The 20,379-nt window shown below is 67.7% G+C and carries 24 protein-coding genes; 7 read left to right on the forward strand and 17 right to left on the reverse strand.

What is annotated here, in order from left to right; genetic code table 11:
• Positions 1 to 22: 22 nt before the first annotated feature.
• A complete protein-coding gene (locus tag BLV15_RS02095) occupies positions 23 to 241 on the forward strand; it encodes a hypothetical protein (RefSeq protein ID WP_090224205.1) in 219 nt (72 codons plus the stop codon).
• Between the two features lie 282 nt (positions 242 to 523).
• Complete coding sequence (gene ilvD, locus BLV15_RS02100) at positions 524 to 2,362, forward strand: dihydroxy-acid dehydratase (RefSeq protein ID WP_090224207.1); 1,839 nt, start codon at positions 524 to 526, stop codon at positions 2,360 to 2,362.
• A gap of 85 nt (positions 2,363 to 2,447) precedes the next feature.
• Here the strand turns inward: ilvD and BLV15_RS02105 are convergent, their stop codons facing one another.
• On the reverse strand, positions 2,448 to 2,807 hold the full coding sequence (locus BLV15_RS02105) for a DUF1090 domain-containing protein (RefSeq protein ID WP_090224208.1): 360 nt from the start codon (positions 2,805 to 2,807) through the stop codon (positions 2,448 to 2,450).
• 184 nt (positions 2,808 to 2,991) lie between these two features.
• Here BLV15_RS02105 and BLV15_RS02110 point away from each other — a divergent pair, with 184 nt between their 5' ends.
• Positions 2,992 to 3,453, forward strand: a complete 462-nt coding sequence (locus BLV15_RS02110) for a metallophosphoesterase family protein (RefSeq protein WP_090224210.1) — start codon at positions 2,992 to 2,994, stop codon at positions 3,451 to 3,453.
• A gap of 63 nt (positions 3,454 to 3,516) precedes the next feature.
• Here the strand turns inward: BLV15_RS02110 and BLV15_RS02115 are convergent, their stop codons facing one another.
• Complete coding sequence (locus BLV15_RS02115; protein ID WP_090224212.1) at positions 3,517 to 4,032, reverse strand: dihydrofolate reductase; 516 nt, start codon at positions 4,030 to 4,032, stop codon at positions 3,517 to 3,519.
• Positions 4,033 to 4,134: 102 nt separating this feature from the next.
• Here BLV15_RS02115 and BLV15_RS02120 point away from each other — a divergent pair, with 102 nt between their 5' ends.
• Positions 4,135 to 5,526, forward strand: a complete 1,392-nt coding sequence (locus BLV15_RS02120; RefSeq protein WP_245728120.1) for a DUF2868 domain-containing protein — start codon at positions 4,135 to 4,137, stop codon at positions 5,524 to 5,526.
• 72 nt (positions 5,527 to 5,598) lie between these two features.
• Complete coding sequence (locus tag BLV15_RS02125; RefSeq protein ID WP_090224213.1) at positions 5,599 to 6,969, forward strand: DUF3482 domain-containing protein; 1,371 nt, start codon at positions 5,599 to 5,601, stop codon at positions 6,967 to 6,969.
• On the opposite strand, the gene cydX is transcribed toward BLV15_RS02125, so the two are convergent.
• The 5 genes from cydX to cydP are packed head-to-tail and all read right to left on the reverse strand — an operon-like array spanning position 6,966 to position 10,408.
• Positions 6,966 to 7,079, reverse strand: a complete 114-nt coding sequence (gene cydX, locus BLV15_RS21795; protein ID WP_139210683.1) for a cytochrome bd-I oxidase subunit CydX — start codon at positions 7,077 to 7,079, stop codon at positions 6,966 to 6,968. The genes BLV15_RS02125 and cydX overlap by 4 nt on opposite strands.
• 31 nt (positions 7,080 to 7,110) lie before the next feature.
• Positions 7,111 to 7,449, reverse strand: coding sequence for a NifB/NifX family molybdenum-iron cluster-binding protein (locus BLV15_RS02135; RefSeq protein WP_090224217.1), 339 nt, complete (start codon positions 7,447 to 7,449; stop codon positions 7,111 to 7,113).
• Between the two features lie 10 nt (positions 7,450 to 7,459).
• Positions 7,460 to 8,596, reverse strand: coding sequence for a cytochrome d ubiquinol oxidase subunit II (gene cydB, locus BLV15_RS02140; protein ID WP_090224218.1), 1,137 nt, complete (start codon positions 8,594 to 8,596; stop codon positions 7,460 to 7,462).
• 10 nt (positions 8,597 to 8,606) lie between these two features.
• Positions 8,607 to 10,202: a cytochrome ubiquinol oxidase subunit I gene (locus BLV15_RS02145; RefSeq protein WP_090224220.1), complete on the reverse strand. Its 1,596-nt coding sequence runs from the start codon at positions 10,200 to 10,202 to the stop codon at positions 8,607 to 8,609.
• Between the two features lie 2 nt (positions 10,203 to 10,204).
• The gene (gene cydP, locus BLV15_RS02150) at positions 10,205 to 10,408 is read right to left on the reverse strand and encodes a cytochrome oxidase putative small subunit CydP (RefSeq protein WP_090224222.1); all 204 of its coding nucleotides are present in this window, start codon (positions 10,406 to 10,408) and stop codon (positions 10,205 to 10,207) included.
• 183 nt (positions 10,409 to 10,591) lie between these two features.
• On the opposite strand from cydP, the gene BLV15_RS02155 reads away from it, so the two are divergent.
• Positions 10,592 to 11,911 (forward strand): sigma-54 interaction domain-containing protein, encoded by a 1,320-nt coding sequence (locus tag BLV15_RS02155; RefSeq protein WP_090224223.1) that lies wholly within the window; start codon positions 10,592 to 10,594, stop codon positions 11,909 to 11,911.
• 264 nt (positions 11,912 to 12,175) lie between these two features.
• Here BLV15_RS02155 and BLV15_RS02160 read toward each other — a convergent pair whose 3' ends face one another.
• The 3 genes from BLV15_RS02160 to BLV15_RS02170 all read right to left on the reverse strand — a co-directional run bounded on the left by BLV15_RS02160 (position 12,176) and on the right by BLV15_RS02170 (position 14,667).
• A complete protein-coding gene (locus BLV15_RS02160) occupies positions 12,176 to 12,970 on the reverse strand; it encodes a thymidylate synthase (RefSeq protein ID WP_090224225.1) in 795 nt (264 codons plus the stop codon).
• Positions 12,971 to 13,080: 110 nt separating this feature from the next.
• Positions 13,081 to 13,875, reverse strand: a complete 795-nt coding sequence (gene lgt, locus BLV15_RS02165) for a prolipoprotein diacylglyceryl transferase (protein WP_090224227.1) — start codon at positions 13,873 to 13,875, stop codon at positions 13,081 to 13,083.
• 9 nt (positions 13,876 to 13,884) lie between these two features.
• Positions 13,885 to 14,667 (reverse strand): sulfite exporter TauE/SafE family protein, encoded by a 783-nt coding sequence (locus BLV15_RS02170; protein WP_090224229.1) that lies wholly within the window; start codon positions 14,665 to 14,667, stop codon positions 13,885 to 13,887.
• A 159-nt stretch (positions 14,668 to 14,826) separates the two neighbouring features.
• Here BLV15_RS02170 and BLV15_RS02175 point away from each other — a divergent pair, with 159 nt between their 5' ends.
• Positions 14,827 to 15,582, forward strand: a complete 756-nt coding sequence (locus BLV15_RS02175; protein ID WP_090224232.1) for an NRDE family protein — start codon at positions 14,827 to 14,829, stop codon at positions 15,580 to 15,582.
• 13 nt (positions 15,583 to 15,595) lie between these two features.
• On the opposite strand, the gene BLV15_RS02180 is transcribed toward BLV15_RS02175, so the two are convergent.
• From BLV15_RS02180 to BLV15_RS02210, 7 genes are all read right to left on the reverse strand, one after another.
• On the reverse strand, positions 15,596 to 16,372 hold the full coding sequence (locus BLV15_RS02180; protein ID WP_090224234.1) for a ferredoxin--NADP reductase: 777 nt from the start codon (positions 16,370 to 16,372) through the stop codon (positions 15,596 to 15,598).
• 72 nt (positions 16,373 to 16,444) lie between these two features.
• On the reverse strand, positions 16,445 to 16,747 hold the full coding sequence (locus tag BLV15_RS02185; RefSeq protein ID WP_090224236.1) for a DUF971 domain-containing protein: 303 nt from the start codon (positions 16,745 to 16,747) through the stop codon (positions 16,445 to 16,447).
• Between the two features lie 19 nt (positions 16,748 to 16,766).
• A complete protein-coding gene (locus BLV15_RS02190) occupies positions 16,767 to 16,952 on the reverse strand; it encodes a hypothetical protein (RefSeq protein ID WP_090224238.1) in 186 nt (61 codons plus the stop codon).
• Between the two features lie 3 nt (positions 16,953 to 16,955).
• Complete coding sequence (gene fdxA, locus BLV15_RS02195; RefSeq protein ID WP_090224239.1) at positions 16,956 to 17,279, reverse strand: ferredoxin FdxA; 324 nt, start codon at positions 17,277 to 17,279, stop codon at positions 16,956 to 16,958.
• A 62-nt stretch (positions 17,280 to 17,341) separates the two neighbouring features.
• The gene (locus BLV15_RS02200) at positions 17,342 to 18,301 is read right to left on the reverse strand and encodes a HEAT repeat domain-containing protein (RefSeq protein ID WP_090224241.1); all 960 of its coding nucleotides are present in this window, start codon (positions 18,299 to 18,301) and stop codon (positions 17,342 to 17,344) included.
• A gap of 31 nt (positions 18,302 to 18,332) precedes the next feature.
• On the reverse strand, positions 18,333 to 18,566 hold the full coding sequence (locus BLV15_RS02205; protein ID WP_090224243.1) for a 4Fe-4S dicluster domain-containing protein: 234 nt from the start codon (positions 18,564 to 18,566) through the stop codon (positions 18,333 to 18,335).
• A 73-nt stretch (positions 18,567 to 18,639) separates the two neighbouring features.
• On the reverse strand, positions 18,640 to 20,373 hold the full coding sequence (locus BLV15_RS02210; protein WP_090224245.1) for a fumarate reductase/succinate dehydrogenase flavoprotein subunit: 1,734 nt from the start codon (positions 20,371 to 20,373) through the stop codon (positions 18,640 to 18,642).
• Positions 20,374 to 20,379 lie beyond the last annotated feature (6 nt).

The following is a 20,379-nucleotide window of genomic DNA, read 5'->3' on the forward strand; positions in this document are numbered from 1 at the left end:
GGGCGCGACTCGATCCGCAGGCATGCGCTTCGCCGACCACGGCGAAGCACGCCTGAATACACCGAGCGGGGCCAACGACACCGCGCCCCGCCGCCTGTCCGGAACCGGGTTCGGCGCCAAGTGGGCGACGCGCCCCTGGAACATCAGCGTGCTCGCGGCCTGGAAGGTCGGCGAGCACGAAGCGCAAGGCGACGGCGCGCGCCAGGCGAGGGTCTGGGCGCAACTGGCCTACGCCTTCTGAGCCTCGGCCATTGCCTGTGCAGCCTTCTTCACGCCCGCTCGCGAGGCGCCGTCGATCGGACGCCGCGCGCCCGGCCAGCCTTTCCCTCGGCGCGGGCTGCGGCGTAGAATCGCAGCATTCCCTGCCATCCATCCTTCGGCGGGCCTGAGTTTGGGCCACGCGAGCGGTGATCCCGCCTCGCCCTTCGGCCATCGCGTACGCACGGTCAACGCCGTTTGCATCCGTTTTTCGCGACGCTCACCATACGCCTCATAACGACCTGATCAGCCGCAGGAAACCGTCATGCCCGATTACCGTTCGAAAACCTCCACCCACGGCCGCAACATGGCCGGCGCCCGCGCCCTCTGGCGCGCCACCGGGATGAAGGACGAAGACTTCAAGAAGCCGATCATCGCCATCGCCAACTCCTTCACCCAGTTCGTGCCCGGCCACGTGCACCTGAAGGACCTCGGCCAGCTGGTCGCCCGCGAGATCGAGAAACACGGCGGTGTGGCGAAGGAGTTCAACACCATCGCGGTGGACGACGGCATCGCCATGGGCCACGACGGCATGCTCTATTCGCTGCCGAGCCGCGAGATCATCGCCGACTCCGTGGAGTACATGGTCAACGCGCACTGCGCCGACGCCATCGTCTGCATCTCCAACTGCGACAAGATCACCCCCGGCATGCTGATGGCCGCGCTGCGCCTGAACATCCCGGTGGTGTTCGTTTCCGGCGGGCCGATGGAAGCCGGCAAGACCAAGCTGGCCAGCCACGGGCTGGACCTGGTCGACGCCATGGTCATCGCCGCCGACTCCAGCGCCTCCGACGAGAAGGTCGCCGAATACGAGCGCAGTGCCTGCCCGACCTGCGGCAGTTGCTCCGGGATGTTCACCGCCAATTCGATGAACTGCCTTGTCGAAGCCCTCGGCCTGGCGCTGCCGGGCAACGGTTCGCTGCTGGCCACCCACGCCGACCGCGAACAGCTGTTCCTCCAGGCCGGGCGCACCGCCGTCGAGCTGTGCCGCCGCTACTACGGCGAGAACGACGCCTCGGTGCTGCCGCGCAACATCGCCAACCGCGCGGCCTTCGAGAACGCCATGACCCTGGACATCGCCATGGGCGGCTCGACCAACACCATCCTGCACCTGCTGGCCGCCGCCCAGGAGGCCGAACTGGACTTCGACCTGCGCGCCATCGACGACCTGTCGCGCAAGGTGCCGCAGCTGTGCAAGGTGGCGCCGAACACGCCGAAGTACCACATGGAAGACGTGCACCGCGCCGGTGGCATCATCGGCATCCTCGGCGAACTGGCCCGCGGCGGCCTGATCAACACCGACCTGCCGACCGTGCACAGCCGCACCCTGGGCGAAGGCATCGAGAAATGGGACATCACCGTCACCCAGGACGAGTCGGTGAAGACCTTCTACAAGGCCGGCCCGGCCGGCATCCCGACGCAGACCGCGTTCAGCCAGGCGACCCGTTGGGACACCCTGGATGACGACCGCGCCGAAGGCTGCATCCGCAGCGTCGAGCATGCCTTCTCCAGGGAAGGCGGGCTGGCGGTGCTCTACGGCAACATCGCGCTCGACGGCTGCGTGGTGAAAACCGCCGGCGTCGACGAGTCGATCCATGTCTTCGAGGGCCGCGCCAAGGTCTTCGAGAGCCAGGACGGCGCGGTGAAGGGCATCCTCAACGACGAGGTGCAGCCTGGCGATATCGTGATCATCCGCTACGAAGGCCCGAAAGGCGGTCCGGGCATGCAGGAAATGCTCTATCCGACCTCGTACCTGAAGTCCAAGGGCCTCGGCAAACAGTGCGCGCTGCTCACCGACGGGCGCTTCTCCGGCGGCACCTCGGGGCTGTCCATCGGCCACGCCTCGCCGGAAGCCGCCGCGGGTGGCGCCATCGGCCTGGTGCAGGACGGCGACAAGGTACTGATCGACATTCCGAAGCGCTCGATCAACCTGCTGGTGAGCGACGAGGAACTTGCCCATCGCCGTATCGAACAGGACAAGAAAGGCTGGAAGCCCGCCGCCCCGCGCGCGCGCAAGGTGACCACCGCGCTGAAGGCCTACGCCCTGCTCGCCACCAGCGCCGACAAGGGCGCGGTACGCAACAAGGCGCTGCTCGACGGCTGATCCCGACCGGCACGCCCACACGAAAAGCCCGGCAACCGCCGGGCTTTTTCGTTGCGATGCCCGCGTAACCCACACGCGGCGCGCGTTACTCGCGCATCAATTCCTCACGGGCCTCACGCAACTTGCGCTCGCGCTTGGCGATCTTCTTCGGGTCGCCGTCACGCTGGGCGTCGCGCAGGTCGGCCTCGCGCTTCGACACCTCGGCCTGCTTGGCCGCGATGCGATCCTTGCGGTCGGCAGCCCGACTCTCCTCGGTGCAACGCTCGCGCACCTGATCGAGGGCCGTGGAAAGCCCGTCGATCCGCGCGCTGTCGCCCTGCTGGCGGGCCTCGTCGAGCTTCTGCTGAAGCTCCTGTTCCTTGTCGGTACAGCTCTGCGCCGCTAGCAGGGGGCTGGCGAGCAGTAGCAGCGAAGACAGGGCGCAGAGGCGAACGAGCGTGCTCATCGGTAGATCCTTTCAGTAGTCAGCGGTGTATCGGCCATGCCCGCGCGGGCGCCTGGCGGAGCCTGTTCGCCCGCGGCGAACCTGAAACGGCAACAGATCAAGCCACTTCGCCGAAGATCCCTGTTTTCTGCCGGACGCTGTGCGAAGATGGCCCTTCGCGATCATTTTCTGCACAAGGGTAGTGATGAAGATCGGACTGATTTCGGATACCCACGGTCTGTTGCGCGACGAAGCGCTGGAGGCTCTGAAGCAGTGCGATCATCTGATCCACGCGGGCGACATCGGCAATCCCGGGATTCTCGTCGAGCTGGAGAGGATAGCGCCTCTCTCGGCGATTCGCGGCAACAACGATGAAGACCAGGAATGGGCCGCGGACATTCCCGAGCGCCTGCTGATCCGCTTCGGACGCGTCTGCGTCTATGTCCTGCATGACCTCAAGGCACTCGACCTCGACCCGGTCTCGGAAGGCATCGACGTGGTGATCAGCGGACATTCCCACGCCCCGCGGCAGGAGCTGCGCGACGGCGTGCTCTACGTGAATCCGGGCAGCGCCGGCCCGCGTCGCTTCAAGCTGCCGATCGGCATCGCCTACCTGCAGATCGACGGTTCGGCGGTCAGCGCCGAGTTGAAGACGCTGCTGCCCTGATTTCGGTGCTGGCGGTGCGCACGGCGCACCCTACGAACGCCTGCGCCGCGTGCACCAGTCGCCTCAGCGCCTGACCCACCCCTCGAACGCATAACCCGGCGCCTCGCCCTCGGCCGGATGCTCGACGCTGGAGACGCGCGCCCACTGCGCCTCATCGAACGCCGGGAAGAAGGCGTCGCCCTCGGGGCTGGCAGCAATGCGCGTGAGGTACAGCCGTTCGGCCTGATCCAGCGCCTGCGCATAGAGCTGCGCGCCGCCAATCAGCATCAGCTCGTCGGCACCCTGCTCGCGCGCCCACTGCTCGGCGCGCAGGAGCGCCTGTTCCAGGGTCGGAAAGACCTCGGCGCCGTCCAGCATCAGGTTGGGCTGGCGGCTGACCACTAGGTTGAGGCGCCCTGGCAGCGGGCGGCCGAGGGAATCCCAGGTCTTGCGGCCCATGATCACCGGTTTGCCGAGGGTCATGGCCTTGAAGTGCCTGAGGTCCGCCGGCAGGTGCCAGGGCATCTTGTTGTCGAGGCCGATCACGCGGTTCTGCGCGAGGGCGGCGATCAGGGCGAGGGGTAGCCGGGTCGTATTCATCCGCGGAGGATAACGGCTCGACGTCGGCGAATGAAGCCGCGCGGGTGAAGCCGGGGCGTCAAGCGGTTATCCTCGGGATCAATCCGTCAGACGAGCCGCCGCGTGCCCGATACCGCCCTGCCCCCGATCGCTCCCCTCGACCGCCTCTGGCTGACCGAAGCCGTGCGCCTGCGCGAAGAACACGGCGGCCCGCTGGAAGACACCGAGGCCAATCGCCGGGCGAGCGCTGCCGGCGGCGAGCTGGGCGCACGCATCGAGGCCCGCGCCCTGCTGCTGGCCGAACGCGACGGCCAGCGCGCCGCGCTGCTGCACTGGCGACAGGGCGCGCGGCTGGCGCTGTTGCTGCTGGCCCTGCTGGCTCTGGTCAGCGGCGCGAGCCTCGCCGTCGCCGCACTGGGCGACGGCCTGCGGCCGGTCAACGTGTTCTGGGCGCTGGGTAGCCTGCTCGGCCTGAACCTGATCACCCTGCTCGGCTGGGCGCTGGCGTCGGCGTTCGGCAACGGCGGCGGTGGCGCGCTCGGACGGCTCTGGCTGTGGCTCAGCGAAAAACTCGCCCGCGACGCCCAGGCCGCACACCTGCTGCCGGCGCTGCTGATCCTGCTGCGCCGCCAGCGTCTGAGCCGCTGGGGCCTCGGCCTGCTGGTGCACGGGCTGTGGACGCTGCTATTGGCGACCGCCGCCGTGACCCTGCTGATGCTGTTCGCCACCCGCCGCTACGGCTTCGTCTGGGAGACCACCATCCTCGCCGGTGACACCTTCGTCGCCCTGACCCAGGCCCTCGGCGCCCTGCCCGCGTTGCTCGGCCTGAGCGTGCCGGACGCCGCGGCGATCCGCGCCAGCGGCGCCCAGGCGCTGGTCGACGAAGGCGCGCGGCAGGCCTGGGCCGGCTGGCTGCTCGGCGTGCTGCTGGTCTACGGCCTGCTGCCGCGCCTGCTGCTGACGCTGTTTTGCCTGTGGCGCTGGAAGACCGGCACGCGGCGCCTGGCGCTGGACCTCGCGCTGCCGGGCTACCAGGTGCTGCGCGAGCGCCTGCAGCCGACCAGCGAACGCCTCGGCGTGGCCGATGCCGCGCCGGCGTCGCTGCCCGAGCACAGGGCCGGCGCGCTGATCGGCGACGGCCAGGGCGCGCTGCTGGTGGCCATCGAGCTGGACGACCGCCGCCCCTGGCCGCCGGCGCTGCCCGCGGGCGTCGCCGATGCCGGCATCCTCGACAGCCGCGAACAGCGCAATCGCCTGCTCGATCAGCTCAGCCGCTTCGCGCCAGCGCGCCTGGCCATCGCCTGTGACCCGCGCCGCTCGCCCGACCGCGGCACCCTGGCGCTGATCGGCGAACTGTCGCGCTGCGCCGCGGCCACGCGTATCTGGCTGCTCGCGCCGCTCCCCGGCGAGGCGCTGGACGGCGCCCGCCTGGGCGACTGGCACCAGGCGCTGGATGCGCTCGGCCTGAAGCACGGCGATGCGCCGCTGGGCTGGCTGGAGACGGGCCATGACTGAGCCGATCGAACGCCGGATGGATGACGCCCTTTTTTTCACCCACCAAGGCCTCCCGAACAGGGGTGAGCACCGATGAGCGCCCCGCTGAAGCTGGCCGTGGTCGGCCACACCAACGTCGGCAAGACCTCGCTGCTGCGCACCCTGACCCGCGACATCGGCTTCGGCGAGGTCTCGCACCGGCCGAGCACCACCCGCCACGTCGAGGGCGCGCGGCTGTCGGTGGACGGCGATGCGTTGCTCGAGCTGTACGACACGCCCGGCCTGGAGGACGCCATCGCCCTGCTCGATCACCTCGAGCGCAGCGAGCGGCCCGGCGAACGCCTCGACGGTCCGGCGCGGCTGGCGCGCTTTCTGGATGGCAGCGAGGCGCGCCAGCGTTTCGAGCAGGAAGCCAAGGTGCTGCGTCAACTGCTCGCCTCGGACGCCGGCCTCTACGTGATCGACGCCCGCGAACCGGTACTGGCCAAGTACCGCGACGAGCTGGCGGTGCTCGCCGGCTGCGGCAAGCCGCTGTTGCCGGTGCTCAACTTCATCGCCAGCCCGGCCACCCGCGAGGACGACTGGCGCGAGGCGCTGGCGCGGCTCGGGCTGCACGCGCTGGTGCGCTTCGACAGCGTGGCGCCGCCGCTGGATGGCGAGCGGCGCCTGTACGAAAGCCTGGCGCTGCTGCTGGAGCGCTCGCGCCCGCAGCTGGAGCGCCTGATCGCCGATCACGAGGCGCAGGCCCGGGCGCGACAGGAAGACGGCCGTCGGTTGATCGCCGAGTTGCTGGTGGATATCGCCGCCTGCCGGCGTCAGGTGGCGACTGAACCCGCCGTGGCAAGGTCCGCGGTCATGGCACTGCATGAAGACGTGCGGCGCCGCGAACAACAGTGCGTCGATGCCCTGCTGCGCCTGTATGCGTTCGACGGCGGAACGGCCGACGTCACGGATTTACCCCTGCTCGACGGCCGTTGGGGTGACGACCTGTTCAACCCGGAGACGCTGAAACAGTTGAGCGTCAACCTGGGGAGTGGCGTGGCGGCTGGCGCGGCGGCTGGCGCTGGTGTCGATTTGCTGGTGGGCGGCCTCACCCTTGGCGCCGCCGCCTTGGTCGGCGCCCTCGCCGGTGGCGGGGCTCAGACTGCGCGTCATTATGGCCAGCGCTTGCTGGGCAAGCTCCGCGGCCAGCGTGAACTCACCCTGGACGACGCCGTACTGCGGCTGCTGGCGCTGCGTCAGCGGCAATTGCTCGACGCCCTGGCTCGTCGCGGCCACGCCGCCCAACAGGCCATCCGCCTCGATCTGCGGCAGGACCCGGCATGGCGCCAGGGCGACCTGCCCGAACCGCTGCGCAAGGCGCGGGCGCACCCCCGCTGGTCGAGCCTCAACGCCGGCGCCGCGCTGCACCAGCCCGAGCGGGCGGAGCAGGTAGCAGCCCTTTCGGCGCAGCTGGCGCGCTAGTCGCCCTCACGGACGACGGCGCGCGCTTCCCGGGCGTCGCCGTACAGATTGGCGAGAACCGACAGCAGCAAGGCCAGACCAAGGCCGAGAATCCAGGCGAAATACCACATGACCATTACCTCATTGGATCGACGCGTCGCCTCAGCGGCGGCCGTCGAGACAGGGGAGTGACGGCGCGCCCTCGAGGAACCGGCGCACGGCCAGCTCCGGCGACTGCTCGTCGGTGATGAATACATTGATTCCGCAGCTGGCCAACGACGCCTGCAGGCCCGGGCGCATCCCGGCCGTCACCAGTACCTTGATCCGTCCGAGCGGGTGATCGGCGCCCGGAGGGCCACGATGCAGCACTTGGCCGGCGGTCAGTTCCAAGGTGCCCATCATCGGCCCGCCCCGGTCTCCGAATAGAAAGAATCGTCGGCAACGTCCGGCATGGCCGGTCACGGTGCGCCCATCCTGGCTGCTAACGCCGATCAGTCGCATGGCAGCCTCCTCAATAGGCACTCCTGTCGTGCTGGCGGATGAACTCCAGCGTCACCTTGCCGGCCATCACCCGGTACGCCCAACTGGTGTACAGCACGACGAGCGGCATGAAGATCAGCGTGGCGCCCAGCATCAGGCCCAGGGTGAAGTGCGAGGACACCGCATCCCAGGCCGTCAGACCGGAAGAAGGGTCGGTGGACGACGGCAGAATGAAGGGGAACAACGCCACCCCGGCAGTACCGATGACGCCCGTCATCGCCAGCGCCGAGGCCACGAAGGCCGAGCCCGGACGATTCAGCAAGGCCATGGCGAACCCCAGCGCCAACGCCCCTATCCCCAACCCCGGTACGCCCCAGAGCACCGGAGCCTGGCGGAAGTTGTCAAGCCAGGCACCCGGAACCAGCGCCACTGTTTTCGCCAGCGGATCGGGCAGCGCGTTGGGGGATGCGGCGATGGTGATGACATGCCCTGGCAGCAGCTGAACCCAAAGCCCCCCAGCAACGAAGCACACCAGTGCCAACCCCGCAAAACCCATGGCAGCGCGACGGGCACGCTGATAAACCGTGCCCTCGCTGCGCAGCATCAGGTAATGGCCGCCGTGGGCAGTGATCATCGCCGTGCTCAGCAGGCCGCATAGCAGCGCGAAGGGATTGAGCAGGGCCCAGAACGTACCGGTATAGGTGGAGCGCAGGTTGTCGTCGAAGTGAAAGGGCACTCCCTGAAGCAGGTTGCCGAAGGCCACACCGAAGATCAGGGGAGGCACCGCACCGCCAATGAACAGCCCCCAGTCCCAAGTGCTGCGCCAGCGCGGATCGCTGATTTTCGAGCGGTAGTCGAAGCCTACCGGGCGAAAGAACAGCGACCACAGCACCGCCAGCATGGCCCAGTAAAAGCCCGAGAAGGCCGTGGCGTACACCAATGGCCAGGCGGCGAAGATCGCCCCGCCGGCGGTGATAAACCACACCTGATTGCCGTCCCAGTGCGGACCCACGGTGTTGATCACCACGCGTCGCTCCGGGTCGCTGCGGCCGACGAAGGGAAGCAACGTGCCGACCCCCATGTCGTGGCCATCCATGATGACGAAGCCCACCAGCAGTACCCCTACCAGCACCCACCAGATGAGTTTCAAGGTCATGTAGTCGAGCATGGCGTTGTCCTCAAATATCCACGGGACGGGCAAGCGCACCGGACGGCGCCGCAGAGGCGCCGTATCGCCCGCTGCCGAGACACGCAGGGCCGAGGCGGGCGAACTTGATCATCAGGTACATCTCCACCCCCAGCAGCAGCGTGTAGAAACCGACAAAGCCGCCCAGCGAGCCATACAGGCTGGCCGGCGTCAGGCTGGACACCGACAGGTGCGTCGGCAGTACCCCGTAGATGGTCCAGGGCTGTCTGCCATATTCGGCGACGAACCAGCCCAGCTCGCAGGCCAGCCAGGGCGTGGGCAGGAACCACAGCGCCCAGCGCAGCAGCCACGTCTTCTGCATGAAGCTGTTCTTCAGGCTGAAGTAGAGCGCCAGGCCGAACAGGGCGAAGAAGGCGAAGCCCAGCAGCACCATCAGGCGAAAGCTCCAGAACATTGGCGCTACTTTCGGGATGGTGTCGCGAGCGGCCTGGGCAATCAGATCGGGGGTCACCTGGCTGTAGTCGCTGGTATAGCGCTGCAGCAGGAGGCCAAAGCCGAGATCGGCCTTGTGCGCCTCGAACGGTATCCGTGCCTGGGCCTTGGCCTGTTCGCTGGCCTCACGACTTCGCAATACCGCCAAGGCCTGCACGGCGACGGCGCCCGAAGCGATACGTTCGCGGTTTTGCGCCTCGATCTCGCGGATACCGGGGATTTCCTGGCTCAGCGAGCGGGTGCCGATCAGCCCCATCACCCAGGGAATCTCCAGTGCGTAGCGGTTCTGCCGCGCCTCGTCGTCGGGCAGGGCAAACAGTGTGAAGGGCGCGGGCGCCGGGAGGGTCTGCCACATGCCTTCCATGGCTGCGAGCTTGGTCTGTTGCGAAGCCGTGACCGTGTAGCCCGACTCGTCGCCCAGGACGATGACCGAGCAGGCAGAGGCGAAGCCGAACGCCGCCGCCACCCGGAACGAGCGACGGGCAAAGTCGAGGTCGCGCCCCTTGAGCAGGTAGTAACTGGATATCGCCAGGACGAACACCGAGGCGGTGACGTAGCCCGCCGACACGGTATGCACGAACTTCGCCTGCGCGGTGGGGTTGAACACCACGGCCCAGAAGTCCACCAGCTCCATGCGCATGGTCACATCGCTGAACACCGAGCCCACCGGGTCCTGCATCCAGCCGTTGGCGATGAGAATCCACAAGGCCGAGAGGTTCGAGCCCAACGCCATGAGGAAGGTCACCAACAAGTGCTTGCCGCGTGACAGGCGGTCCCAGCCGAAAAAGAACAAGCCGATGAAGGTCGATTCCAGGAAGAACGCCATCAGCCCTTCGATGGCCAGCGGTGCGCCAAAGATGTCGCCGACGTAGTGCGAGTAGTAAGCCCAATTGGTACCGAACTGAAACTCCATGGTGATGCCGGTGGTCACTCCCAGCGCAAAGTTGATACCGAACAGCTTGCCCCAGAACTGCGTCATGTCCTTGTAGACCTGGCGGCCGGTAAGCACGTAACAGGCCTCCATGATCACCAGAATGAACGCCAAACCCAGGGTCAGTGGAACAAATAGAAAGTGGTACATGGCCGTAACGGCGAATTGCAGCCGCGAGAGGTCCACCAGTTCATCGGTGAGCATGGTCAGGGATTCCTCGGAGGGTGTGAGGCGACGGAAGAGGAAGCAGAAACCCTGCTGAGCAGCCCCTCGGCGAGCGCTTCGCCCTTGATCCGAGGCTGGTGTGCAAAGCACGCCCACCAGATCAGGCCGAGCAGTACCAGCTTGAGCAGCACGATCAGGAACAACTCACGAGCCAACGGCGGCGTGGATGGAAGGTCTACGTTCATCTCGGCTCCAGGGTCCTGCTTCCCCCAGGACGCAGTACAAGAGCCGTGCCATCGGCATCAACGCCTTGCCAGGGCGCGAATTCCGGGCATTTGGGGCCGGACGCGGGAGGCGGCGACCTGCCCTTGCGACAGCCGCTCGCCAGATATGGCAAACTGCTTTGACATATCTGTCAAAGGTGTCCCATGGACTCCTATTCGCTGCCGGAGTTGGTCTCCTTCCTCGACGGCCTGCCCGAACCCCGCATCGTCATGGATAGCGAATTCCGCATCGTCGGCGCCAACCGCGCATACATCCAAGAGTTCGGCTCCGCCAGCAGCCCACTGGGGCGCACCTGCTATGCCGTGTCACACCACTATGACGTGCCCTGTGATCAGGCGGGGGAAGCCTGCCCGCTGAGCCGCTGCCAAGAGAGCGGCACCGCCCAGCGCGTCCTGCATCTGCACCACACGGCCCGCGGCGAGGAGCACGTCGACGTCGAGTTGAGTCCGATCCGCGACGAGGATGGGCGCATCAGCTACTTCGTGGAGACCCTTCGCGTGGTGCGCCAGGCCAGCAGCCAGACCGCCGCCCGAGGCCTGGTGGGACGCTCGCCGGCGTTCGTGAGGATGCTGGAGCGCATGTTGCGTGTCGCCAGCGCCAGCACCTCGGTCCTGCTGCTGGGGGAAACCGGGACCGGCAAGGAGCTGGTGGCGCGCGCGCTTCACGAGGCCAGCGACCGCCGCGACAGCCCCTTCGTCGTCGTCGATTGCGCCGGGCTGACCGAAACCCTGTTCGAGAGCGAACTGTTCGGCTATGAAAAGGGCGCCTTCACCGGCGCTACCCATCGCAAACTGGGCCTGGTGGAAGCGGCTGCCGGCGGCACGTTGTTTCTCGATGAAATCGGCGAGCTCCCCCTGACCCTGCAGGTGAAGCTGCTGCGCCTGCTGGAAAGCGGCACCTTTCGCCGGGTCGGCGGACTGGATAGCCGTCCCGCCGACTTCCGCCTGATCGCGGCGACCCACCGCGACCTGCGCGCCATGGTGGAGGCCGAAACCTTCCGACGCGACCTCTACTTTCGCCTCAACACCTTCCCGATCCATACCCCCGCCCTGCACGAAAGGGCCGAGGACATCCCGCTACTGGCCAGCTCGCTGCTCAGTCGGGTCGACCGCCGCCCGGGACGCCCTTTCACCGCGCAAGCCATGGCCTGGCTCAGCGCGCGTCGCTACAGCGGCAACATCCGCGAGCTGCGCAACCTCATCGAACGCGCCACCCTGATGGCCGACGGCGAGAACATCACGCTCGCGGACCTGCTGGACGGCGACGAACCGGCACTCACCGGGCCCGCCACCCAAGGCTTTACCCTGAACGAAGCGGTGGACCTGGACACGCTGGAACAGCGTTATCTGAGCTGGCTGCTCGCGCAGTTCAACGGCGATCTTGGCGCCATGGCGAAAACCCTGGGAGTCAGCGTCCGTACCCTCTACCGCAAACTTCCCGCCGGCGCCCTGCCCCCTCGCTGAGTACCCGAGGCCCACGCAGGCGGCATAACCTGCCCGCAAATCGGCACGAACAGCGGCTCGCAGCGATCGGCAACAGCCAAGGATGCACGGCGGGTGATTGGGGCGGGGAAAGCAAACAGGACGGTGGAAAGCAAAAGGCGATGCGAAAGCGCACGACGTATCGAGCGCGTTGCGGTGGGAATCGGAGCCGATCGCCGGTTTACCCGCCGGGCTTCGCCCCCACCCACCGCAGCCTGCGGTTGAGCGCCGCGACAACCGGGCCGCTCAGACCGCGACGGGCGCCTTGATGTGGGGATACGCCTCGTAGTTCTGCAGCTCGAAGTCCTCGAAACGGAAGGCGAACAGGTCCTTCACCTCGGGATTGAGCTTCATCGTCGGCAGCGCCAGCGGCTCGCGGGTGAGCTGCAAGTCGGCCTGTTCGAGGTGGTTGGCGTAGAGGTGGCAGTCGCCGCCGGTCCAGACGAAATCGCCCGGCTGCAACCCGGCGACCTGCGCCAGCATCAGCGTCAGCAGCGCGTAGCTGGCGATGTTGAAGGGCACGCCGAGGAAGATGTCGGCCGAGCGCTGGTAGAGCTGGCAGCTGAGCTTGCCGTCGGCGACGTAGAACTGGAACAGCGCGTGGCACGGCGGCAGCGCCATCTGGTCGACCAGCGCCGGGTTCCAGGCGGAGACGATCAGCCGGCGCGAATCCGGGTTGCTCTTGAGCATCGCCACCAGCTTGGCGATCTGGTCGATCGCCTCGCCGTTGGGCGCCGGCCAGTTGCGCCACTGGTAGCCGTAGACCGGGCCGAGATCGCCGTTCTCGTCGGCCCACTCGTCCCAGATGCGCACGCCGTTTTCCTTCAGGTAGCGGATGTTGGTGTCGCCCTGCAGAAACCACAGCAGCTCGTGGATGATCGACTTCAGGTGGCACTTCTTGGTGGTCACCAGCGGGAAGCCGGCGCCCAGATCGAAGCGCATCTGATAGCCGAACACGCTGTAGGTGCCGGTGCCGGTGCGATCGCTCTTGAAGGTGCCGTGGTCACGCACGTGGCGCATCAGGTCGAGGTACTGTTTCATCGCGGGGCTCGTGCGGGCCGGTCATGCCGGCGCGGATGGAGGCAGCATGGTAAGAGTCGGGCGGGCTTGTCTCAAGTGGATAGCGACCGATGCCCGCCGACCCGGGTGAATCAGGCCGGCTGCGGCTGCCGGCGATAGGCCCAGACCATCAGGCCGAGACCGCCGAGGATCATCGGCATGCACAGCACCTGGCCCATGGTCAGCCAGCCGAAGGCCAGGTAGCCGAGCTGGGCGTCCGGTACGCGGACGAACTCGACGATGAAGCGGAAGATCCCGTAGCACAGCGCGAACAGCCCGGACACCGCCATGGTCGGCCGCGGCTTGCGCGAGTAGACCCAGAGGATCAGGAACAGCGCCACGCCCTCGAGGGCGAACTGGTAGAGCTGCGAGGGGTGCCGCGGCAGTTGTGCCGGGTCGGTGGGGAAGATCATCGCCCAGGGCACGTCGCTGGCCTTGCCCCACAGCTCGGCGTTGATGAAGTTGCCGATGCGCCCGGCACCCAGGCCGATCGGCACGAAGGGCGCGATGAAGTCCATCAGCTCGAAGAAGCTCTTGCCGTTGCGCTTGCCGAACCACCAGGTCGCCAGCATCACGCCGAGCAGGCCGCCGTGGAACGACATGCCGCCCTTCCACACCTCGAAGATCAGCAGCGGGTTGGCCACGTAGGCGGCCAGGTCGTAGAACAGCACGTAGCCGAGGCGGCCGCCGAGGATCACGCCCATGGCTGTCCAGAACACCAGGTCGGAGAGCTTCTCGTTGTTCCAGCTCGGCTCGAAGCGGCTCAGCCGGCGCGACGCCAGCCACCAGGCGCTGCCGATGCCGATCAGGTACATCAGGCCGTACCAGTGGATTTTCAGCGGACCGATGGCCAGCGCCACCGGGTCGATTTGCGGGTAAGGCAGCATTGCGACTCCTTAAATCAGGAAACTCAGCCCCACGCTGAACAGCAGCAGGGCAAACAGGCGCTTGAGCACTTTCGGAGACAGCCGGTGCGCCAGCCGCGCGCCGAAGCGGGCGAAGAACATGCTGGCGACGGCGATGCCGAGCAGCGCCGGCAGGTAGACGAAACCGAAACTGTATGCGGGCAGTTGCGCATTGCCCCAGCCGACCAGGACGAACGAGGCCGCGCCGGACAGTGCGATCGGCAGCCCGCAGGCCGACGAGGTGGCCACCGCCTGCTGCATCGGCACGCTGCGCCAGGAGAGGAAGGGCACGGTCAGCGAGCCGCCGCCGATGCCGAAGATCGCCGAGGCCCAGCCGATCACCACGCCGGCAACCGTCAGCCCAGGCTTCCCGGGCAGCTCCTTGCTGGCCTTGGGACGGATATCCAGGGCCATCTGGATCGACACCAGCACGGCGAAGCTGCCGATGATCTTCTGCAGGATCGGGCCGTGGATGTGCGCCGCGGTCAAGGCGCCGAGGCCGCTGCCGACGACGATGCCGACGGTCATCCAGACGAACACCGGCCAGCGCACCGCGCCGCGCTTGTGGTGCTCGCGGATCGCGTTGATCGAGGTGAAGCAGATGGTCGCCAGCGAGGTGCCGACCGCCATCTGGGTCAGCACTTCGACGGGGAAGCCGTGGGCGGTGAAGCTGTAGACCAGCACCGGCACGATGATCAGGCCGCCCCCGACGCCGAACAGCCCGGCAAGCACGCCGGCGCAGGCGCCCAGCACGAGGTAGAGGAGGAATTCCATCGAGGTCTCCGAAAACGAACCGGCATGGTAGCGGAAGCCCCGCCGCCACTCCACCGGCGAGGTTGGCAGCGCCGCGGGGCTTTCCGTAGAGTGGGGGAAACAAGGAGAACAACGGATGAACGCTTTCTACCGTCGACCCGGCAGCGGGAGCGGTGCGCCATGTGCCTGATCGTTTTCGCCTGGCGGCCGGGCCACGAACTGCCGCTGATCGTCGCCGCCAACCGCGACGAGTTCTACAGGCGCCCGACCCAGGCCCTGGGCGAATGGGCGGATTGCCCCGGCGTGTTCGCCGGGCGCGACCTGCAGGCCGGCGGCACCTGGCTCGGTGTCGGCCCGGGCAACCGCTTCGCCGCGCTGACCAACATCCGCGATCCGCGGCAGGCCCTGGGCGACCGTTCGCGCGGCGAGCTGGTCGCCGATTTCCTGCGCGGCAGCCTGGACGCCGAACGCTATCTGGAACGGCTGCGCGAGCGAATCGCCGACTACGCCGGCTTCAACCTGCTGCTCGGCGACGGCGCGCAGCTGTGGCACCTCAACTCCCGCGCCGGGCGGATAGGGCGGCTGCCGGCGGGCGTCTACGGCCTGTCCAATGCCGACCTCGATACCCCCTGGCCGAAGCTGCAGCGCACCCGCTCGGGCCTTGCAGAACGGCTGGAAGCCCCCACTCCGGCGGCGCTGCTGGAACTGCTGCAGGATGCCGCTCCCGCGGCCGACGAAGCCCTGCCGGACACCGGCGTCGGCCTCGCCACGGAGCGCCTGCTGTCGAGCCCGTTCATCGCCAGCGCGACCTACGGCACCCGCGCCAGCACGGTGCTGATCGACGATGCCCAGGGCCACCGCGAGCTCGTCGAGCGGCGCTTCGGCGAACGCGGCCGCGCCCTCGGCGAAACCCGCCTGCAGTTGCCCGCGGGCTGAGTGCCCGCCGCGCTCACTTCTCGACGAAAGCCCGTTCGATCACGTAGTCGCCTGGCTCGCCCTGCTGCGGCGAGGCCTCGAAACCGCGCGCATCGAGCATCCGCGTCAGCTCGTCGAGCATCGCCGGGCTGCCGCAGAGCATCACCCGGTCGCTCTGCGGGTTGAGCGGCGGCAAGCCGATGTCGTCGCAGAGCTTGCCGTTGTCGATCAGCGTGGTGATGCGGCCCTGGTTGCGGAACGCCTCGCGGGTCACCGTCGGGTAGTAGACCAGCTTGGCGCGGACCTCCTCGCCGAGGAATTCGTGCTCGGGCAATTCGTGGCTGATGTAGTCGTGGTAGGCCAGTTCGCTGATCGTGCGCACGCTGTGCACCAGCACGATCCGCTCGAAACGCTCGTAGGCCTCGGGGTCGCGGATGATGCTCATGAACGGCGCCAGGCCGGTGCCGCTGCCGAACAGGAACAGGTTCCGGCCGGGGCGCAGGTCGTGCATCACCAGGGTGCCGACCGGCTTGCGGCTGATGAAGATCGGATCGCCTTCCTTGAGGTGCTGCAGGCGCGAGGTCAGCGGGCCGTCCGGCACCTTGATGCTGAGGAACTCCAGGTGCTCGTCGTGGTTGGCGCTGACGATGCTGTAGGCGCGCATCAGCGGACGCCCTTCGACGCCCAGGCCAATCATCACGAAATGGCCGTTCTCGAAGCGCAGCGCGGGGTCGCGGGTGGTCTTGAAGCTGAACAGGGAGTCGTTCCAGTGATGGACGCTGAGAACGCTTTCGGTACCAATGGCTGCCATGCAGGCTCTCCGGAATGCATCGCCCGCAGGCGGTTGGGTGAATGAAAAGAGACGTTTCGGGTGCGGCGGATCTCAGGCGCCCTCGCCCAGTTCCCGCAGGTAGCGCCACGGGTAGACGCCGCGCGAGTGGCCGTCGCTGAAGTGCAGTTGCAGGCCGCTGACGCCGAACAGCTCGACGCGCTCCAGGCCGAGACCGGCATCCAGCAGGCGCAGTTGCTCGCCGCGTCGCGCCTGGGTGCAACTGGAGCAGGCGCAACAGCGGCGCAGCATCAGGCAGCTCAACTGGCTGACCGCGCCGTCCGGCCAGGTCAGTTGCAGGTGGCGCTCGCGGCGGTTGAGGCGCACTTCCAGCGGCGCGGCGATCTGTGCGGACATGAGTATTCCTCCTGCGGCGCTACAGCCGCGCATAGTGAACGGGAGCCAGCGCCTGCCAGTCGGGCAGGATCAGCGCGGCGACTTCGGGCGGACGCAGAACCGCCGCGTCGATATCCAGCGGGCGGGCGCTGCCCTGGGTGGCGGCGCCGATCAGCACCAGCAGCAGGAGCGCACGCTGCCAGCGACTCAGGTCGAACGCGGTCACGGCCTAACGCTCCAGGTATTGCAGCTTGTCGCCACGGTCGACCCAGTCCTCGGCCTCGCCGAGCGGCGACTTGGAGGCGGCGATCACCGGCCAGACCTCGGCCAGCTCGACGTTGAGCTGAAGGAAATGCGCCTGCCCGGCTGGCAGCGCGTTGTCGGCGAAGATCGCGTCGGCCGGGCACTCTGGCGCGCACAGCGAGCAGTCGATGCAGGTCTCCGGGTTGATCACGAGGAAGTTCGGCCCCTCGTGAAAGCAGTCCGCCGGGCACACTTCGACGCAGTCGGTGTATTTGCAGCGGATGCAGTTTTCCGTCACCACGTAGGTCATGGCGTGTTTCTCCAGCAGGAAGGTCGAGCCACACGGCGCCGGACGCGCCGCGGGCAACGGGTTCAGGCCGCGGCGTCGAGCTTGGACATGGCCCAGCGCGCCAGTTTGCGAACGTCCGGGTCGGCGTCGTCCATCGCCGCCTCCACGTAGGGCCGCCCGTCCGCGTGGGCAATCGTGCCCAGCGCGCCGATGGCGGCCTTGCGCAGGTTCGGCATCGGGTCATGGCTGCACGCACCGATGGCGGGAATCGCCGGCACCGCCGCCAGCTTGCCTAGGCTGTCCACGGCCTTCTCGCGCACCTGCCAGAACTCATCCTCGGTCGCCTTGACCAGGGCGGGAACACCGTCCCGGTAGTTCAGCTTGCCGATGCTCACCGCCGCCTCGATGCGCACCTGCCAGTGCTCGTCGCGCAGGATCTGGATGAGCATCGGCCCGACCTGCCCGGCTTCGGCATACACCAGCGCACCGGCGGCGGCGCGACGCACCTCCGGGTCGGAATCGCCGTGGGCGCGCTCCATCAGCGCCGGCAGGTTCTGCAACTGGCGCAGCCAGCCGAGCACCGCCACCGCCTCGCGGCGCACCTGCGGGTCGGCATGGCCCAGGCATTCCAGCGCCGGGCCCTGGCTGCGCGGGTCGCGCAAGGCCTTCAGCGCCCGCAGGATGCCGGCGGTCACGAACGGCGCGCTGCTCGCGCTGAGGGCGGCCAGCAGCGGCGTGGCCGCCGCCGGGTCCTTGAGATCGGAGAGTGCATGGGCCGCGGCATTGCGCACCACTTCATCGTCGTCGCCCAGCGCGGCGAGCAGCGCGTCGGCGATCTCCGCCGCGTCGAACTCGTCGACCACCTTCGCCGCCTCCTGGCGAACCGAGGGGTCGGGGTCCTTCAGCGCCAGGATCAGCAGCTCGGCCGCTTCCGGCTCGCCGCTGTCGACCAGATCGAGCACCGCGACGCGGCGAATCTCCGGGTCGTCGGAGGCCAGCTCGCCGGCCAGGCGCTGCAGTTCGGGATCGTCGTATTGCTTCATAGGGTTTCTCCGGCAAGCGCGGCTGCGCGGGTCAGCTCAGCAGGTAGGGAATGTTCACTTTCACGGCGTCCGTCGGGCAGTCGGCCTCGCAGGGCATGCAGTACCAGCACTCGTCGTACTTCATGTGCGCCTTGCCGGTCTCTTCGTTGATCCACAGGACGTCCAGCGGACAGACCTCGATGCACACGCGGCAGCCCTTATCGGCGATGCACTTGTCTTCGTCGACGATCACCGGGACGCTGGATTTATGGTTGGCCAATGGCATGAAACTCTCCTCGCACTCAGGCAATGGTTCTGTCGCGCGGGAATGGCACGGCCCGTTCCCGCGTCATGGATGGTCAGCCGTTGGCGGCTTTCTTGACCCGCAAGCGGTTGTAGGCGTCCTTTTCCTCGCCCAGCTCGACCACGTAGTCGGCGATCGGGCGCTTGCCATGGGCCATGTTGCCGTTGGCGTCCTTGAACAGGCGGCTGTGGTAGAACCACTCGGCGTTGTCCTGCTCGGGGAAGTCGACCCGGTAGTGATAGAGGCCCCAGCGCGACTCCGTGCGGTACAGCGAGGCGCGGGCGGCCATCTCGGCGCAGTCGATGATCGACTGGACCTCCAGCGCCCGCAGCAGCTCGTGCGGGTCGCGGGCGACCAGCTTGTCCACGTCCTCGCGCACGGCGAGGATTCGCTCCAGGCCGATCTCCATCTTGCGGGTGACCTTGGGCGGCTGGAGGTAGTCGTTCACCAGGCGGCGGACCTTGTATTCCATCTGCTCGGGCGGGATGCCATCGGTGCGCGCCAGCGGCGCGCGAATCCGCGCCAGCTCGGCGGCGATGTAGGCTTCGTCCAGCTGCGGTTCGGCGCGGTCCCTGGCGAAGGCCGCCGCGTTCTCGCCGCAGATCTGCCCGTAGACGAACGCGCCGAGCATGTAGCTGTGCGCCACCGAGGCCATGTCGCCGGCGCCATAGAGGCCCGGCACGGTGGTGGCGCCGGTCTCGTCGGTCCACACGCCCGAGGCGGAATGCCCGCTGCAGAAACCGACTTCGGAGATGTGCATCTCCACCATCTTCTGCCGGTAGTTGGTTTGCCGGCCGTCGTGGAAGCGCCCGCGGCTGGGGCGCTCGTTGGTGTGCAGCACCGTCTCGATTTCCTGGATGGTTTCCTCGGCGAGGTGGTCGAGCTTGAGGAACACCGGGCCGCTGCCCGATTCCAGCTCCTTGAAGAACTCCAGCATCATCTGCCCGGACCAGTAGTCGCACTCGATGAAGCGCTCGCCCGCCGCGTTCGTCGTGTAGCCGCCGAGCGGACCGGTGACGTAGGCGCAGGCCGGGCCGTTGTAGTCCTTGATCAACGGGTTGATCTGGAAGCACTCGAGGTTCGCCAGGTCCGCCCCGACGTGGTAGGCCATCGCGTGGCCGTCGCCGGAGTTGGCCGGGTTCTCGTAGGTGCCGAACAGGTAGCCCGAGGTCGGCAGGCCGATGCGCCCGGCGGCGCCGGTGGCCATGATCACCGCCTTGGCGCGGATGATGATCGGCTCGCCGGTGCGGGTGTTCACCCCGACCATGCCGGCGATCCGGCCTTCGGCGTCCTTCAGCAGGCGCGTCGCCTGGTAGCGGTTCTCGATTTCCACGCGCACCCGGCGCAGGCGGCGGTAGAGGATCTTCTTGACGTTGTGGCCCTCCGGCATCGGCAGCACGTAGGTGCCGAGGTGGTGGACCTTCTTCATGTCGTAGTCGCCGGTCTCGTCCTTCTGGAAGTGCACGCCCCAGGAGTCGAGCTTCTCGATCATCGGGAAAGAGCGCTGCGCGTAGGCCATGATCGCCGGCTGGTGGACGATGCCGTCGTTGGCGATGGTGATTTCGCGCACGTACTGCTCGGGCGTCGCGTGGCCGGGCACCACGGCATTGTTGAGCCCGTCCATGCCCATGGAAATCGCCCCGGAGCGCTTCACGTTGGCCTTTTCCAGGAGGATCACCCTGAGGTTCGGGTCCTGCTCCTTGACGGTCACTGCGGCCATCGGGCCGGCCGTGCCGCCACCGATCACCAGCACGTCGGTGTCGATCACCGGGATGTCTTGAATCTGCATGCTGCC

The sequence above is a fragment of the Pseudomonas kuykendallii genome (assembly GCF_900106975.1).
Lineage (GTDB): Bacteria > Pseudomonadota > Gammaproteobacteria > Pseudomonadales > Pseudomonadaceae > Pseudomonas_O > Pseudomonas_O kuykendallii.